This is a genomic window from Streptomyces sp. NPDC007971 (genome assembly GCF_042958635.1).
Taxonomy (GTDB): Bacteria; Actinomycetota; Actinomycetes; order Streptomycetales; family Streptomycetaceae; genus Streptomyces.
In genome coordinates this window covers 170,880-185,639 of record NZ_JBIBJK010000001.1, presented here as the reverse complement: position 1 = coordinate 185,639, position 14,760 = coordinate 170,880, and the positions used below count along the sequence as shown (strand labels likewise).

Sequence of the window (14,760 nt, the reverse complement as noted above, 5' to 3'; positions counted from 1 at the left end):
AGGCGCTCAGGGCACTCAGACCGAGACCGGCTCGCCCGCCGCCGCGGCGATCTCCGCCTCGGCGACGACGCCCGCGACGCGGCGCAGCTTCTTCATCGGGCCCTGCTCGGACTCGTAGACCTTCTTGACACCGTCACCGAGGGAGGCCTCGATGGTGCGGATGTCGCGGACGAGGCGGACGAGGCCCTGCGGCTCGACGGAGGCGGCCTGGTCGGAGCCCCACATGGCGCGGTCGAGGGTGATGTGGCGCTCGACGAAGGTGGCGCCCAGGGCGACCGCGGCGAGGGTGGTCTGCAGGCCGGTCTCGTGGCCGGAGTAGCCGATCGGGACGTTCGGGTACTCCTTCTCCAGCGTGTTGATCACGCGGAGGTTCAGCTCCTCGGCCTTGGCCGGGTAGGTGGAGGTGGCGTGGCACATGAGGATGTTGTCGCTGCCCAGGACCTCGACCGCGTGGCGGATCTGCTTCGGCGTCGACATGCCGGTGGAGAGGATGACCGAGCGGCCGGTGGCGCGCAGGGCCTTCAGCAGCTCGTCGTCCGTCAGGGAGGCGGAGGCCACCTTGTGGGCCGGGACGTCGAACTTCTCCAGGAACGCGACGGCCTCGGTGTCCCACGGGGAGGCGAACCAGTCGATGTTCTTGCTCTTGCAGTACTCGTCGATCTGGCGGTACTCGTCCTCGCCGAACTCCACGCGGTGGCGGTAGTCGATGTAGGTCATCCGGCCCCAGGGGGTGTCGCGCTCGATGTCCCACTGGTCGCGCGGGGTGCAGATCTCCGGGGTGCGCTTCTGGAACTTGACGGCGTCGCAGCCGGCCTCGGCGGCCACGTCGATCAGCTTGAACGCGTTCTCCAGCTCACCGTTGTGGTTGATGCCGATCTCGCCGCAGATGTAGACGGGACGGCCCGGGCCGACCTCGCGCGAACCGAACGTACGCAGACGGGAGTTGGTGCTCATCAGGGGATGTCCTTACTTGGGGAGGGAATCGAGAGAGGGGCCGAGGATCCAGCTGGCGATCTCTCGGATCGCGCCGTCACCGCCGGGGATCGTGGTGACCGCGCGTGCGGCGCCGCGTACGACGTCGTGGGCGCTCGCGACCGCCACGGGCCAGCCGACGAGGGCGAAGCACGGGAGGTCGTTGACGTCGTTGCCGACGTAGAGCACGCGCTCAGGCGCGATGCCCTGCTCCTCGCACCACTGCTTCAGTGCGAGGTCCTTGCGGTCGATGCCGTGCAGCACCGGGAGCTTCAGCTTCCGGGCGCGGGCGGCGACCACCGGGTTCTGTTCCGTGGACAGGATCAGCATCTTCAGGCCGCTCTTGCGCAGGGCGGCGATGCCGAGCCCGTCTCCGCGGTGCACGGAGACGAACTCCCGTCCGTCGGAGTCGATCAGCACCCGGTCGTCCGTCTGGGTGCCGTCGAAGTCGAGTACGACCGCGTCGATGTCGTCGGCGGTCGGGAGGGCGCCGGGGCGGTCCGCGTCGAAGAGCGGGGCCAGGGCCCGGGCGCGGGCCAGGTCGTGCGGGTCGTCGATCTCCAGCACCCGGGCCGGGTCGGTGCGGACCAGCTCGGTGTGGCCGAAGAAGCGGTGCCGGTGCTCGCGGAAGCCGGCCGCGTCCATCGCGTAGGCGGCGCCGGTCTCCAGCAGGTCCTGGGGACGGTCCTGGCGGCGCGGGCGGAAGGACTTGTCGTGGTTGACGCCGTAACCGCCGCTCACGGTGGTGGCGTTGGCGACGCTCACGGATCCGCCGACGGCCGCCGTGGACTCCGTGTCGACGGCCACCGGGTCGTCGCCCGCGTCCCGCCAGATGAAGCCGTGGAAGGGCGCCACGGTCACCGCGGTGTCGGCGCCGTTCTCGATGACGGCCGCCGCGACCCCGTCGACGTCCTCGCGGATCACGAAGGGGCTGGTGCACTGCACGAGCAGGACCGCGTCGACGGTCGCTCCGTGCAGGGTCTCGTGGGCGTCCATGGCGTGCAGGACGGCGGCCTCGGAGGTGGCGGTGTCGCCGGCGATGGCGGCGGGGCGCAGCACCACCTCGGCGCCGGCCTGGCGGGCGGCGGCGGCGATGGCCTGGTCGTCGGTGGAGACGACCACGTCGGTCACCAGCCGGGCGGCGCGGCACTCGCGGACCGCGCGGGCCACCAGCGGGATGCCGCCGACGGGGGCGAGGTTCTTGGCGGGGACACCCTTGGAGCCGCCGCGCGCCGGGATCACCGCGAGCACGCGGCGCACCGCGGGTGCGTCGGGGTTGGCGTCGGTCATGTGCTCTGCTCCTTGCCGTGGGATCCGGTCGCTCACAGCTCTCCCATTCGTCGGATCACGGGGGCCACGCGCTGCACGCCGTGGCGGTAGGCGCCGCGCGCGGCCCGGCGCACGATCTGGCGGACGGGTCCGGGCGCCTTGTCGGCGGCGGGCGCGCCGGGCAGCGGGGCGCCGTCGGGGCCGAGGTGATGGCGCGCGAGGATGCCGGGGAGGTAGCCGGGCGCGGTCTCGGGTGTGTAGTAGGGGTTCAGGGGCGGCAGGCCGTCCGCGCGGTCCAGCATCTTGGCGATGCGCTCGCGGGCCGTGTCGAAGGCGGTGTCATAGGAGCCGTCGGCGGCGACGCCCTGCCGGGCCACCCACTCCTCGTCGGGCGCCGGGCGGTGCCCGGCGTCCAGCTGGTCCCAGGAGGCGAGGCACCCGGAGCCGGTGAAGTGGTGGTTGCCGAGCACCTCGCGCACGCCCAGGTCGGTCAGGACGACCGTCGGGATGCGGCGGTGCAGGGCCTCCAGGGCGGCCGTGGAGCTGACCGTGACCATCAGGTCGGTGCGGTCGAGCACCTCGCCCATGTGCCCGTACACCAGGCGGAAGTTGGCGGGCACGTCCTTGCCCTGGACCAGCTTCTGGTACGGCAGTTCCTCGATGTGGGTGGTGTGCTCACCCGGCTTGGAGCGCAGCTTCAGCAGCACCTCGCGCTCGGGGTGCCTGCGGGCGTGCTCGATCAGCCGGTTCAGCAGGTAGGTGCGGTCCTTGCGGCTGTCCGGGACGGACGGCTGGGCCGCGAACACCACCGTGTAGGGGTCGTGCTCGCCGGTGTACGGTTCGCCGCCGAGGAACGGCAGTGCGACCTCGGTCACCGCGGACGCGTCGGCGCCGACCCCCTCGTACACGGCCCGGAACCGGTCCGCGTCGTGGCGGGAGTTGGCGAGGACGAGGTCCGCGCCGTGGCGCAGCAGCAGCCCGTCGGCGAGCTTCTCGTAGACGACGCCGACGTAGCCGGTGACGACGACGGGGCGCCTGCCCGGGCCCCAGGCGGCGCGCAGCCCGTGCAGCATCGCCTGCACACCGCCGCCGACCAGGGCGAGGACGAGGACGTCGTACCGGTCTTCGGTCTCCTCGGTCATCGCACGCAGGAACTCGACGGCGGTCACCTCGCGGAGCGAGTCCGCGCGGACGCCGACTTCGTCGAGCTGGCGGGCGGTCGGGGTGGCTCGGCCCCGCAGGAGGTAGCCGTCGAGCCGGATTCCGGCGTCGGTGGGGGTGACACGCTGCGCGGTGAGCGCGCCCCACTTCCACCGGGTGTCGGAATCCGCGAGGACGGCGACCCGCAGGGCCTTCGTTGCACTTGCTGGCACGTCGAAGACGCTAGGAAGGCATTCCGAGGTTCCGCCCAACCCGAATACAACAAACGGTTAACAGCACATCGCCGAATGGCGAATCAGGCCGTGATCGCAGCACAAAATAGCCTGGTTAACAGCTTCGCCATGCGTCGTTCACCTCGTATCAAGGTGACCGTCAAGACACGTGGCGGGCTTCCCCCTAACGTCCCTGACGTGGTCAAGCTCTCCGTCATCGTGCCGTTCTACAACGTGCAGCAATATGCGCCCGACACGCTCAGGAGCCTGAAGGCGAACGCGCGTGAGGACTTCGAATTCATTCTCGTCGACGACTGTTCTCGCGACGGGACACCAGAGATTCTCGCGCGCGCGGAGCGCGAGCTGCCGGGCGCGGTCTTCGTCCGGCACGAGAAGAACGGAGGGCTGGCGACCGCCCGCAACACCGGCATCGACCGGGCGCGGGGCGAGTACCTGACCTTCCTGGACGGCGACGACTGGCTCGCCCCCGGCTACTACCCGAAGCTGGTCGGCGCGATCGAGGATCTCGGCTGCGACTTCCTGCGCACCGATCATGTGCAGTGCACCGCGCGGGCGCGCAGTGTGCAGCGGGTGCCGGTCGGCCGCCGGGGCGTCGTACTGAACCCGCGCGAGGCGATCCTGCCCGCCGACCGGTCCACCTCCGTGGACTACGCCTTCGCCTGGGCGGGCGTCTACCACCGGCGTCTGGTGGACAAGGGCCTGCTGCACTTCACCGACGGGCTGCGCACGGCCGAGGACCGGCCGTGGATCTGGAAGCTGCACCGGGAGGCGGAGTCCTTCGCCGCGGTCAGCCTGCTGGGTGTGTTCTACCGGCGCGGGGTCGCCACGTCGCTCACCCAGATCGGTGATGTGCGCCAGCTCGACTTCATCCGCGCGTTCGACCAGGTCGTCGAGGAGACGGCCGCCGACCCGGAGGCGGCCTCCCTGCTGCCGAAGGCCGTCCGCACGTACTGCGCCATCATTTCCCACCACGTGGGATCCATCGAAAGGTTCGAGCCCGCGGTGGCGAAGAAACTGAAATCCATGAGCGCCGCGGCTCTGCGGCGCATGCCGCAGGACATCCTGGACGAGGCACTGGACTCGATGGACATCCAGCGCGCCAGCAAGCTGCGCCGGCTGCGCCGCCGTCCCGCCCCCGCGGGGGTCGCCGCGTGACCACCCAGATCTTCCAGGCGTCGACGCTGTACGGCGTGGCCACGCTCGCCGCGGCCCTGGACTCCGGCGCCTTCGGCCCCGCCGACCGGCGCATCCTGCTGGTCTGCAACAACGCGGCCACCCCCGAGACCACGCCCGCCCTGGACGAGATGCCCGGCTTCGAGCGGCTGCGCGAGCGTTTCGACGACGTGATCTCCTACAACGAGACGATCTTCCCCTTCCACCCCGGCGGCTGGGCCCCCCGTGTGGACGACATGCCGCTCTGGGAGCGGTACCTGCGCCACGAGTGGCAACTGGGCGACGACAGCGTGGAGCTGGCGGTCGAGTCGATCCAGGTCAATCCGTCCCTCGCGCTCGCCCAGATCTTCACCGGCGCCCCGGTCACCGTCTACGCCGACGGCCTGATGAGCTACGGCCCGACCCGCAACAAGATCGACCCGCTGGTCGGCACCCGCGTGGACCGGGTGCTCCACCTCGATCTGGTGCCGGGCCTGGAGCCGCTGCTGCTCACCGAGTTCGGCGTGCCCGGCGAGATCGTGCCGACGGCCGCCTTCACCAAGGTCCTGGCGGAACTCGCGCCCCTCGGCGACGAGCTGCCGGAGATCGAGGAGCCCGCGCTGCTGCTGGGCCAGTACCTCTCCGCGCTCGAGATCCTCACCGCCGAGCAGGAGGAGAACCTGCATGTGCGGATGCTGAGGGGGGCCGTCGCGCTCGGGCACACCAAGGTGGTGTTCAAGCCGCACCCCACGGCCCCGGCCCGCTTCACCCGCTCCCTGGAGCAGGAGGCGGAGAAGCTCAAGGTCGAGCTCACGGTGCTCGACGCGCCCGTGCTGGCCGAGGTGCTGTACCAGCGGATGCGTCCGGCGCTGGTCGTCGGCTGCTTCTCCACGGCGCTGCTGACCGCCTCCGCGCTGTACGGCCTGCCGGTCGCCCGGACCGGCACGGATCTGCTGCTGGAGCAGCTGACGCCGTACGAGAACAGCAACCGGGTCCCGGTCACGGTGGTCGACGCGCTGCTGCCGGAGCTGGGCGACCGCGCCGCGGTGACCGGGCAGCGCCGGGGCAGGGACGTGGAGGCGCTGGGTGCTCTGGTGCGCGCGGTGGGCTTCGCGATGCAGCCGAAGATCCTTCCCAGGCTGCGCGGGGAGACCGAGGAGTACCTGGCGAAGAACCTCGACGAGCGGACCCTGCGCTACTTCAAGCGCAGGCGGCTGACCTCGCTGGCGCTGCCCGGCGGAGTGCCGGCCCAGCTGGCGTTCATCCCGCGCAATGCCACGGTCCGCCGGGTGGCGCGCCAGGCGCGGAATCTGCGCCGGGCCGTGCGCCGCTGACCGGACTTCCCCCGAAAAGGCGGGCCCTGCACGGGCCCGCCCTTTTGCCTGCCGACAGGAAGCAGAAGACGACGAACAGGTAAACGTGCGAGGTCCGTCGGACGAATTTCTGGAGCATAAGCGCACCACGGAAATTCATATGAAAATCCGAGGTGGTTAACGCTTGTTCGGGAAAAATGTCGAGCATCATGTCTGCTTCGCCCTCCACCCTCACCAGCGCTCCGCCCGCACCCGGGCCGGTCACCGCCCCGTCCGTCTCCGGCGGCTCCAGAAGCCGTCTGCTCGCCCTGGACGGTCTGCGGCTCGTGGCCGCACTGATGGTCTGCCTCTACCACTACGCCGGACGCGGTGGACCGGTCTCCGGGTCCTGGCACGGGGACCCGACCCACGTCTTCCCCGCCCTGTCCCGGGTGGCCGTCTACGGCAACTTCGGTGTGCAGTTCTTCTTCGTCATCAGCGGTTTCGTGATCTGCATGAGCAGTTGGGGCCGCACCCTCGGCGACTTCTTCCGCTCCCGCATCGCGCGCCTCTACCCCGCCTACTGGGTGGCCCTGGTCCTGGTCACGGGGGCGTCCCTCGCCCTGCCCGTCGTGGTCCACGCGGTCCGACTGGACGAGTTCCTGGTCAACCTGACGATGCTTCAGCAGCCGATGGGGGCGACCCGGATCCTGGGTGTGTGCTGGACGCTCTGGGTCGAGGTCCGCTTCTACGTGCTGTTCGCGATCCTCGTCGTCCTGCGCGGGGTGACCTACCGCCGGGTGGCGCTGTACGCCTGCGCCTGGACCGTGGCGGCCGTCCTGTGCCACTCGTCCGGCAACGAGCTGCTGAACCAGGTGGTCATGCCCGAGTACGCCCCCTTCTTCATCGGCGGTCTGGCGCTGTACCTGATCCACCGCTTCGGCAGCGACCTGCTCGCGTGGGGCATCGTCACGATGTCCTGGCTCCTCGCACAGAGCGAGGCCACCCGCGGCCTGTGGGGCCCGCACCCGCACCGCAATCCGTACGTCGTCATCCTGATCGTCACCCTCGCCTTCGCGGCCGTCGCCGTCGTGGCGCTGGGCTGGACCCGCTGGGCCTCCTGGCGCTGGCTGACCACGGCCGGCGCGCTGACCTACCCGTTCTACCTGGTCCACGAGCACCTGGGCTGGTTCGTCATCCGCGTGCTGCACCGGGGCCTGGGCCTGCCCGCGTGGCCGACGCTCGCGGTGACGGTGCTCGGCATGCTGGTGCTGGCCTGGCTGATCCACCGCTTCGTGGAGAAACCGTTCGGCCCGCGGCTGAAGAAGGCGCTGAAGCGGGAGTCCCTCGCCGCCCGCCTCGGCTAGCCGCCTTCCGTCAGCCCGTGCGGCGCGCCTCGATCCCTGCGATCACCAGCGCCAGGCCCTCCTCGAACTGCTCGTCGTAGCCGTCGCAGAGCACCCTCCCGGCCTTGGCCGCGAGCGGCTGGCCGGCCGGGCGCCGGGCCCGTTCTCGATTGCAGACCTTGGCACCGTCGCGGTAGCCGAGCGGGGCGGTACGCAGGCCGCGGGCGATCTCCGGCAGCCGCTCCTGCCAGGTGTCGGCCGGACCGGTAAGGGCAGTCTGGTCCTCGATGACACTCAACGTCGTCGAGGAGAATCGTGATGGATGTCCTGATCGTGGGCGCGGGTCCCACCGGACTCGCCCTCGGCATCGACCTCGCCCGGCGGGGCGTGGACGCGCTGGTCGTGGAGCGGGGGCAGGGGCTCTTCCCCGGTTCACGGGGCAAGGGGATCCAGCCACGCACCCAGGAGGTGTTCGAGGATCTCGGCGTGCTGGACGCGATCCGCGCGGCCGGCGGCCCCTACCCGACGCGGATGGTCTGGAAGAACGGTGAGCGCATCGGCGAGCAGCCGATGTTCGAGCCGGTGGCGGCCGACGAGGGCGCGCCCTACACCCAGCCGTGGATGGTGCCGCAGTGGCGGACCCAGGAGGTGCTGTACGCGCGGCTGGTGGAGCTGGGCGGCACGGTCGCCTTCGGGAACGAGGTCGCGGGCCTGGAGCAGGACGCGGAGGGCGTGGGCGTGCGGTGCGCCGACGGCAGGACGCTGCGCGCGCGGTACGTGGTCGCGGCCGACGGCGGGCGGTCGGCCGTACGGCGGGCGGTGGGCGTGGGGATGACCGGGGAGACGGTCGATCCGAGCCCGTTCGTGGTGGCGGACGTGCGTGTCGAGGGGCTCGACCGGGAGTACTGGCACGCCTTCCCGGGGCCCGGCGGAACCGGCCTCATGCTGTGCCCGCTCGCCGGCACCGACGACTTCCAGCTGGCCGCGAAGCTGCCGGAGGGCACCACGCCGGACCTCACCCTGGACGGCCTGCGCACCCTGGTCGCCGCGGCCACGCACCTCGACGGCAAGGACGTCACCGAGCTGCGCTGGTTCTCGGACTTCCGGCCCCGGGCGGCGCTCGCGGACCGCTTCCGGGCGGGCCGGGTGTTCCTCGCGGGCGACGCCGCGCACGTGCACTCACCGGCAGGCGGGCAGGGGCTGAACACGAGCGTCCAGGACGCCTACAACCTCGGCTGGAAGCTGGACGCCGTCCTGCGCGGCGGGGCGCCGCGGGAGCTGCTGGACACGTACGAGGAGGAGCGGCGGGCCAATGCGGCGGCCGTGCTGGGCCTGACGACGGGGGTGCACCGCGGACAGGTGCGGCGCGGGACGGCGACGGTGCAACTCGGGCTGGGCTACCCGGACTCGTCCCTGAGCGAGGAGACCCGCGCCGTCCCGTCCGCCGTACGGGCGGGCGACCGGGCGCCGGACGGCACGGTGGACGGCGTACGGCTCTTCGACGCGTTCCGGGGGCCGCACTGGACGCTGCTGGGCGCGGCGGCACCCGGCAGGGAGGTGACCGCGACGGCACCCGGCGCGGGGGTCAAGGCCCTCCCGGCCGCCCCGCAGTCGTACGGACCCGGCGTCTTCCTGGTCCGTCCGGACGGGTACGTCGGCTGGGCCGGCGACTCGGCGGACGGACTCGGCCGCTACCTGGCCGGGGTCGGCCTGCGCTGACCCGGTGGCCTACGCACTGGCCAGCGACAGCTTCACCGCGAACCCGAGGAACAGGGCCCCCGCCGCCGAGGTGGCCGTCGCCGACAGCCGCCTGCGGCGGCGGAAGGCGGCGGCGAGGCGGGTGCCGCCGAATATCAGCGCGCTGAGGTACAGGAAGCTGGCCAGCTGGGCGAAGGCGCCGAGGACGACGAAGGAGAGGGCCGGGTAGGCATAGCCCGGGTCCACGAACTGCACGAAGAAGGCGACGAAGAACAGGATCGCCTTGGGGTTGAACAGGCTGACGACGAAGGCGCGGCGCAGGGGCCGCTCCTCGGCCGGGGCCACCGTCACGGCCTCCTGCACGGCCTCCTCGCGCCGGGTGCGCCACATCCCCCACGCGGACCGCAGCATCCCGACGGCCAGCCAGGTCAGGTATCCGGCACCGGCGTACTTCACGATCCCGAAGAGCACGGCGTTGCCCTGGAGCAGCGAGGCGACCCCGGCGGCGGACAGCGTCATCAGCACGGTGTCCCCGCACCACACCCCGGCGGCGGCGGTGTACCCCGCACGGACGCCGCGACGGGCGGCGACGGACAGGACGTAGAGGGAGTTGGGGCCGGGCAGCAGGACGATCAGGACGAGACCGGCCAGATAGGTGGGGAGATCGATGACGCCGAACATGAGAAGGAGTGTCGCACGGGGTCCGCGCTCACCCGCACGGAGCAGCCCTGCGCCCTGCGCTCACCCGCACGGAGCAGGCCTCGCTCACCCGCGCGGAGCAGGCCTGCGGTTCAGAACGCCTCCGAGGGCACGTAACTCCCCCAGACCTCCCGCAGCGCCCCGCACACCTCCCCCACCGTCGCCCGCTCCCGCAGCGCCTCCTTCATCGGATACAGCACGTTCTCCTCGCCCTGCGCCGCCTTCTTCAGCGCGGCGAGAGCCGACTCCACCGCGCTGCGGTCCCGCCCGGCCCGCAGCGCGGCCAGCCGCTCCGTCTGCCGCGCCTCGATCGCCGGGTCCACCCGCAGCGGCTCGTACGGCTCCTCCTCGTCCAGCCGGAAGCGGTTGACGCCCACCACCACCCGCTCGCCGGAGTCCGTCTCCTGGGCGATGCGGTAGGCGTTCCGCTCGATCTCGGCCTTCTGGAAACCCCGCTCGATCGCCGCCTCGGCGCCGCCGAGATCCTCGACCTTGCGCATCAGGTCCAGCGCGGCCGCCTCGACGTCGTCGGTCAGCCTCTCCACCGCGTAGGAGCCCGCGAACGGGTCCACCGTCGCCGGAACGTCCGTCTCGTAGGCCAGGACCTGCTGGGTGCGCAGCGCGAGGCGCGCACTCTTCTCCGTGGGCAGCGCGATCGCCTCGTCGAAGGAGTTGGTGTGCAGGGACTGGGTGCCGCCCAGTACCGCCCCGAGGGCCTGGACGGCCACCCGGACCAGGTTCACCTGCGGCTGCTGGGCCGTCAGCTGGACCCCGGCCGTCTGGGTGTGGAAGCGGAGCATCCACGACTTCGGGTCGCGTGCGCCGAAGTCCTCCTTCATCACCCGCGCCCAGATCCGCCGCGCCGCGCGGAACTTGGCGACCTCCTCCAGCAGCGTCGTACGGGCCACGAAGAAGAAGGACAGGCGGGGCGCGAAGTCGTCGACGTCCATGCCGGCCGCCACCGCCGTACGGACGTACTCGATGCCGTCGGCGAGGGTGAACGCGATCTCCTGCGCGGGGGACGCGCCCGCCTCGGCCATGTGGTAGCCGGAGATCGAGATCGTGTTCCACTTCGGGATCTCGGCGCTGCAGTACTTGAAGATGTCGGCGGTCAGGCGCAGCGAGGGCCCCGGCGGGAAGATGTAGGTGCCCCGCGCGATGTACTCCTTCAGGACGTCGTTCTGGATGGTGCCGGTCAGGCGGTCCGCCGGTACGCCCTGTTCCTCGGCCACCAGCTGGTAGAGCAGCAGCAGCAGCGCCGCGGGGGCGTTGATCGTCATCGAGGTGGAGACCTGGTCCAGCGGGATGCCGTCGAACAGCACCCGCATGTCCTCGACCGAGTCGATCGCCACGCCCACCTTGCCGACCTCGCCGTGGGCGAGGGGCGCGTCGGAGTCGTGGCCCATCTGGGTGGGCAGGTCGAAGGCGACGGACAGGCCCGTGGTGCCGTGCGCGATCAGCTGCCGGTAGCGGGCGTTGGACTCGGCCGCCGTGCCGAAGCCCGCGTACTGGCGCATGGTCCAGGGGCGGCCGGTGTACATGGTGGGGTACACCCCGCGGGTGTACGGGTACGTCCCCGGTTCGCCCAGCCTTGCGGCCGGGTCCCAGCCGGTCAGGTCGGCCGGCCCGTAGACCGGCTCGATCGGCAGCCCCGACTCCGACTCGCGCGCCATGGATGCCTCCGCAGTACGTTTCGTCCCCCCTCACCATGCCCCGTAGTTCGGCGGCTCTCACGCGGGGAAGCATCTGGGGCATGAGGATCCCGGGGAGACCTGCCGCCGTACTCGCCTCGACCGCCGCCCTCGCCGCTCTCTGCGGCTGCACCGTGCAGCCGGCGGGCGCGGACGGCAAGCACCGGGCACCGGTGCACTTCCGGCTGCCGTCCAGCCGCGGCCCCGGAACCACCCGGGCGGACGACAGCCCCGGCCCCGCCCGGACGGCCGGCACCCCCGGGACATCCGGGAGCGCGCCCGCCGCGAAGCCCGCCGGGCCCGCGCCCCCGGCGCTGTGGTCGCGCGGCGACAGCGGCCCGGGGGTGCGCGAGCTGCAGGCGCGGCTGCGCCAGGTCGGCTGGCTGTTCGACGGGCCGACGGGGTCGTACGACGACCTGACCGAACAGGCCGTCCAGGGCTTCCAGGGCAAGCGCGGGCTGCCGGCCACCGGGGACCTGGACACCGTCACCTGGCAGCGGCTGCTGGCGATGACGCACCGGCCGGGCACCTGGGAGCTGTATCTGATGGGTGGTCAGCCGGCCGCCGCGCCCGATCCGCGCTGTCTGACCGGCCGGGTGCTGTGCATCAGCAAGACCACCCGGACACTGCGCTGGATGGTCGACGGGCGCACGGTCTCGACGATGTCGGTGCGGTTCGGCACCCAGTACACCCCCACCCGCGAGGGTGTGTTCCACATCTACTGGAAGTCTCTGCACCACGTGTCGACGATCTACCACTCCCCGATGCCGTACGCGATGTTCTTCAGCGGCGGCCAGGCGGTGCACTACTCCTACGACTTCGCGGCGCGCGGATACGCGGGCGGTTCGCACGGGTGCGTCAACGTGCGGGACGAGACGGCGATCGCGGCGCTGTTCGCCGAGGTGCGGACCGGCGACAAGGTCGTCGTGTACTGGTGAGGCACCGCGCGGCGGAGGGAGAGTGTGGGGCGCGGGCGGGACCGGGGGAACGTGTCCCGCCCGCGCCAGGTGCACGAGCCGTAGGTACGGGGGGAACCCCGGCTCAGTGCGACGGCCGATGACCAGTCGGCTCACTCAGTACTGCGTTGCGGGGGCTGAAAACGTCACACCCCTCGCGGAAAAACTTTCGCGATTAACAAAATCGCAGGTCAGCGGGGTCTGCGGAGATCAGAGCGCGGTGTACGACGGGCTCGGCGAGAGCGCGGGCACCGGTCGGCCCCCGGTCTGCGGGGTGAAGACGGAGGGCTCGTGGGAGGCGAGGCCGCCCCGGTGACGGCCGTGGCGGTGGTCCCGGCCCCAGTGACCGCCGTCGTCACCGCCGTGGCCGTCCCCGTCGCCCTTGCCGTCGCCCTTGCCGTCCTTGCCGTCCTTGCCGCCGTCGCCCTTGGCATCGTTGCCGTCGTCGCCCTTGTTCTCGCCCCCGGAGGGGGACTGGGCTGCCAGGACGAACGTGCAGTACCTGGTCACCCGCGCGGAACCGCCCGCCAGGAACTCCAGGATCCGCCTGCGCTCGGCGCCCGGATCCCTGCCGTCCCGCAGGTCGCGGCAGGCCGAGGTGACGGCCTTGCGCCACTCGGTGCCGCGGGTCCCCGGCGGCGTGCCCTTGCCGGGCTCGGCACCCTTGTCCGTGCCCTTGTCCTTGCCCCTGCCGTTGTCCCGCCCGTCGGCGTTGCCAAAGGGGTCCGCGCCCGGGGACCCGCTGGGGCCGGCGCTGGGCGTGTGCAGGTCGGGGACGATGCCCTGGGTGGGCTGCGGGGACGGGGAGGCGGACGGCCGTGAGGAGTTCTGGGCGGAGACGGAGGCGGCGGGCCCCGGTTCGTCCTGGAACGGCACCGGCAGCACCCCGCTGCCGGCGGCCACGGCGACCCCGCCGAGCGTGCCCGCGGCCACCGCCGCGGCGAGCGCGAGGCGCACCGGGCGGGCCCAGCGCGGGCGCCCTGAGCGGGTTCCGGTACGGGTCGGGGTGCCGATGCGGACCAGGCCCGCGTCCGGCTCGCGTGCGGTGCGGGCCGGGTGTCCTGCGGGGCCCGCGCCGCCGAGTGCGGCGGCGGTCCGCTCGGCCTCGGCCGCCTCGCGCGCCTTGCGGAACGCGGCCAGGGCGGCCTGCTCGCCGGGCAGTTCCTCGGTCGCGGGGGCCGTCTCGGTGGCGAGGGACTTCAATGCCCTGCCCAGTTCTTCCGCCTGCTCACGGCCCGATTCGTCGACGGCTTCCAGCGACTCACCGCGCAGCAGACGTTCCGCCGTCTCCCCGGTCAGCCACTTGTACTGCTCGTCGGCCATCACATGTCCTTCTGCGTCCGCGCACGCGTATGCGTCACAGTGGCGGACGTCACCGCGCGCCTGCGCGGTTCTCGCTGGGGCGGCAGCGCGTCGAGCGCGCCCGCCGATTCCGGATCGTCGCCGAGCAGCTCCGCGAGCCGCTTCAGGCCACGGTGCGCGGCGGTACGTACGGCGCCCGCGCGCTTGCCCAGCGTCTCGGCCGCGCTCTTGGCGTCGAGGCCCACCACCACACGCAGGACGACCGCCTCGGCCTGGTCCTGCGGGAGTCGCGCGATGAGCGAGAGGGTGCTGTCCGTGGCCAGCGCCTCGATGGCCTCGCCGGCCGTGTCGGACTCGGCGGCATGACCCGTCAGTTCGGTCTCGTCGCCGCCGATCGCGGGGCGGCGGCCGCGCATCCGTATGTGATCCAGGGCGCGGTTGCGGGCGATCCTGGCGGCCCAGCCGCGGAAGCGGTCGGCGTCGCCGCTGAACCGGTCGAGGTCCCTGGCTATCTGCAGCCAGGCCTCGGATGCGACGTCCTCGGCATCCGGATCGCCCACCAGTGTGCGTACGTATCCGAGCAGCCTCGGATGCACCGCGCGGTACACCGTACGGAACGCGGTCTCATCCCCGTCCTGTGCCGCACGCACCGCGGTGGTCAGCTCCGCGTCGTCCCCCAGCACCGCACTCCCTTTACGCCCGTCTTCGGTCGGCGCGAAAGGCACGTTACGGCGTGAAACCGTGCCTCGTCCACGTCTGTAGAAGATGCAACTAACTCGTGACACGCATGGGTGTGACAGAAAACGCACTCATGACGCTGAAGGAAGTACGGGCCGCCGCGCGGCCCGTGTCGCGCGACGGCCGGGGCCTCTCCTGTGGGGGGTGGCGGCCCCGGCCGTTGCCCCGGCCGCTGCACGCGGACGAACCAGCACTGCCCGGACCACCGTACCCGGACGGGAAACCGCCGGTTGAACCGCCGCGGTCGGGCA

Annotated in this window: 13 protein-coding genes; 5 read left to right on the top strand and 8 right to left on the bottom strand. The window is 71.9% G+C overall.

Annotated features, from left to right (window positions below; translation table 11 throughout):
- Window positions 1-15 precede the first annotated feature (15 nt).
- Genes ACFZCP_RS00820 through ACFZCP_RS00810 form a run of 3 tightly spaced genes read right to left on the bottom strand, consistent with a single transcriptional unit; the run spans window position 16 to window position 3,614 of the window.
- Window positions 16-954, bottom strand: a complete 939-nt coding sequence (locus ACFZCP_RS00820; RefSeq protein WP_362693760.1) for an N-acetylneuraminate synthase family protein — start codon at window positions 952-954, stop codon at window positions 16-18.
- A 12-nt stretch (window positions 955-966) separates the two neighbouring features.
- Complete coding sequence (locus ACFZCP_RS00815) at window positions 967-2,262, bottom strand: cytidylyltransferase domain-containing protein (protein WP_391422847.1); 1,296 nt, start codon at window positions 2,260-2,262, stop codon at window positions 967-969.
- A 32-nt stretch (window positions 2,263-2,294) separates the two neighbouring features.
- Window positions 2,295-3,614, bottom strand: a complete 1,320-nt coding sequence (locus ACFZCP_RS00810) for a DUF6716 putative glycosyltransferase (RefSeq protein WP_362693766.1) — start codon at window positions 3,612-3,614, stop codon at window positions 2,295-2,297.
- A 198-nt stretch (window positions 3,615-3,812) separates the two neighbouring features.
- Here ACFZCP_RS00810 and ACFZCP_RS00805 point away from each other — a divergent pair, with 198 nt between their 5' ends.
- From ACFZCP_RS00805 to ACFZCP_RS00795, 3 genes are all read left to right on the top strand, one after another.
- On the top strand, window positions 3,813-4,790 hold the full coding sequence (locus ACFZCP_RS00805) for a glycosyltransferase (protein ID WP_391422845.1): 978 nt from the start codon (window positions 3,813-3,815) through the stop codon (window positions 4,788-4,790).
- Window positions 4,787-6,121, top strand: a complete 1,335-nt coding sequence (locus ACFZCP_RS00800; protein ID WP_391422843.1) for a polysialyltransferase family glycosyltransferase — start codon at window positions 4,787-4,789, stop codon at window positions 6,119-6,121. Before ACFZCP_RS00805 ends, ACFZCP_RS00800 begins: the two co-directional genes overlap by 4 nt.
- A 188-nt stretch (window positions 6,122-6,309) precedes the next feature.
- Window positions 6,310-7,446: an acyltransferase family protein gene (locus ACFZCP_RS00795; protein WP_391422841.1), complete on the top strand. Its 1,137-nt coding sequence runs from the start codon at window positions 6,310-6,312 to the stop codon at window positions 7,444-7,446.
- Between the two features lie 10 nt (window positions 7,447-7,456).
- Here the strand turns inward: ACFZCP_RS00795 and ACFZCP_RS00790 are convergent, their stop codons facing one another.
- On the bottom strand, window positions 7,457-7,723 hold the full coding sequence (locus ACFZCP_RS00790; protein WP_391422839.1) for a TetR/AcrR family transcriptional regulator C-terminal domain-containing protein: 267 nt from the start codon (window positions 7,721-7,723) through the stop codon (window positions 7,457-7,459).
- 20 nt (window positions 7,724-7,743) lie between these two features.
- Between ACFZCP_RS00790 and ACFZCP_RS00785 the strand changes: the two genes are divergently transcribed.
- Window positions 7,744-9,144, top strand: a complete 1,401-nt coding sequence (locus ACFZCP_RS00785) for an FAD-dependent monooxygenase (RefSeq protein WP_391422837.1) — start codon at window positions 7,744-7,746, stop codon at window positions 9,142-9,144.
- Window positions 9,145-9,153: 9 nt separating this feature from the next.
- Here ACFZCP_RS00785 and leuE read toward each other — a convergent pair whose 3' ends face one another.
- Together leuE and ACFZCP_RS00775 are read right to left on the bottom strand one after the other, a co-directional pair.
- On the bottom strand, window positions 9,154-9,804 hold the full coding sequence (leuE, locus tag ACFZCP_RS00780; protein ID WP_362693781.1) for a leucine efflux protein LeuE: 651 nt from the start codon (window positions 9,802-9,804) through the stop codon (window positions 9,154-9,156).
- Between the two features lie 110 nt (window positions 9,805-9,914).
- On the bottom strand, window positions 9,915-11,495 hold the full coding sequence (locus tag ACFZCP_RS00775; protein ID WP_391422835.1) for a methylmalonyl-CoA mutase family protein: 1,581 nt from the start codon (window positions 11,493-11,495) through the stop codon (window positions 9,915-9,917).
- Window positions 11,496-11,575: 80 nt separating this feature from the next.
- Here ACFZCP_RS00775 and ACFZCP_RS00770 point away from each other — a divergent pair, with 80 nt between their 5' ends.
- Window positions 11,576-12,451: a L,D-transpeptidase family protein gene (locus ACFZCP_RS00770; RefSeq protein WP_391422833.1), complete on the top strand. Its 876-nt coding sequence runs from the start codon at window positions 11,576-11,578 to the stop codon at window positions 12,449-12,451.
- Window positions 12,452-12,679: 228 nt separating this feature from the next.
- Here the strand turns inward: ACFZCP_RS00770 and ACFZCP_RS00765 are convergent, their stop codons facing one another.
- Window positions 12,680-13,792, bottom strand: coding sequence for a hypothetical protein (locus ACFZCP_RS00765; RefSeq protein ID WP_391422831.1), 1,113 nt, complete (start codon window positions 13,790-13,792; stop codon window positions 12,680-12,682).
- On the bottom strand, window positions 13,792-14,454 hold the full coding sequence (locus ACFZCP_RS00760) for an RNA polymerase sigma factor (protein WP_362693793.1): 663 nt from the start codon (window positions 14,452-14,454) through the stop codon (window positions 13,792-13,794). Before ACFZCP_RS00760 ends, ACFZCP_RS00765 begins: the two co-directional genes overlap by 1 nt.
- Between the last annotated feature and the right edge of the window lie 306 nt (window positions 14,455-14,760).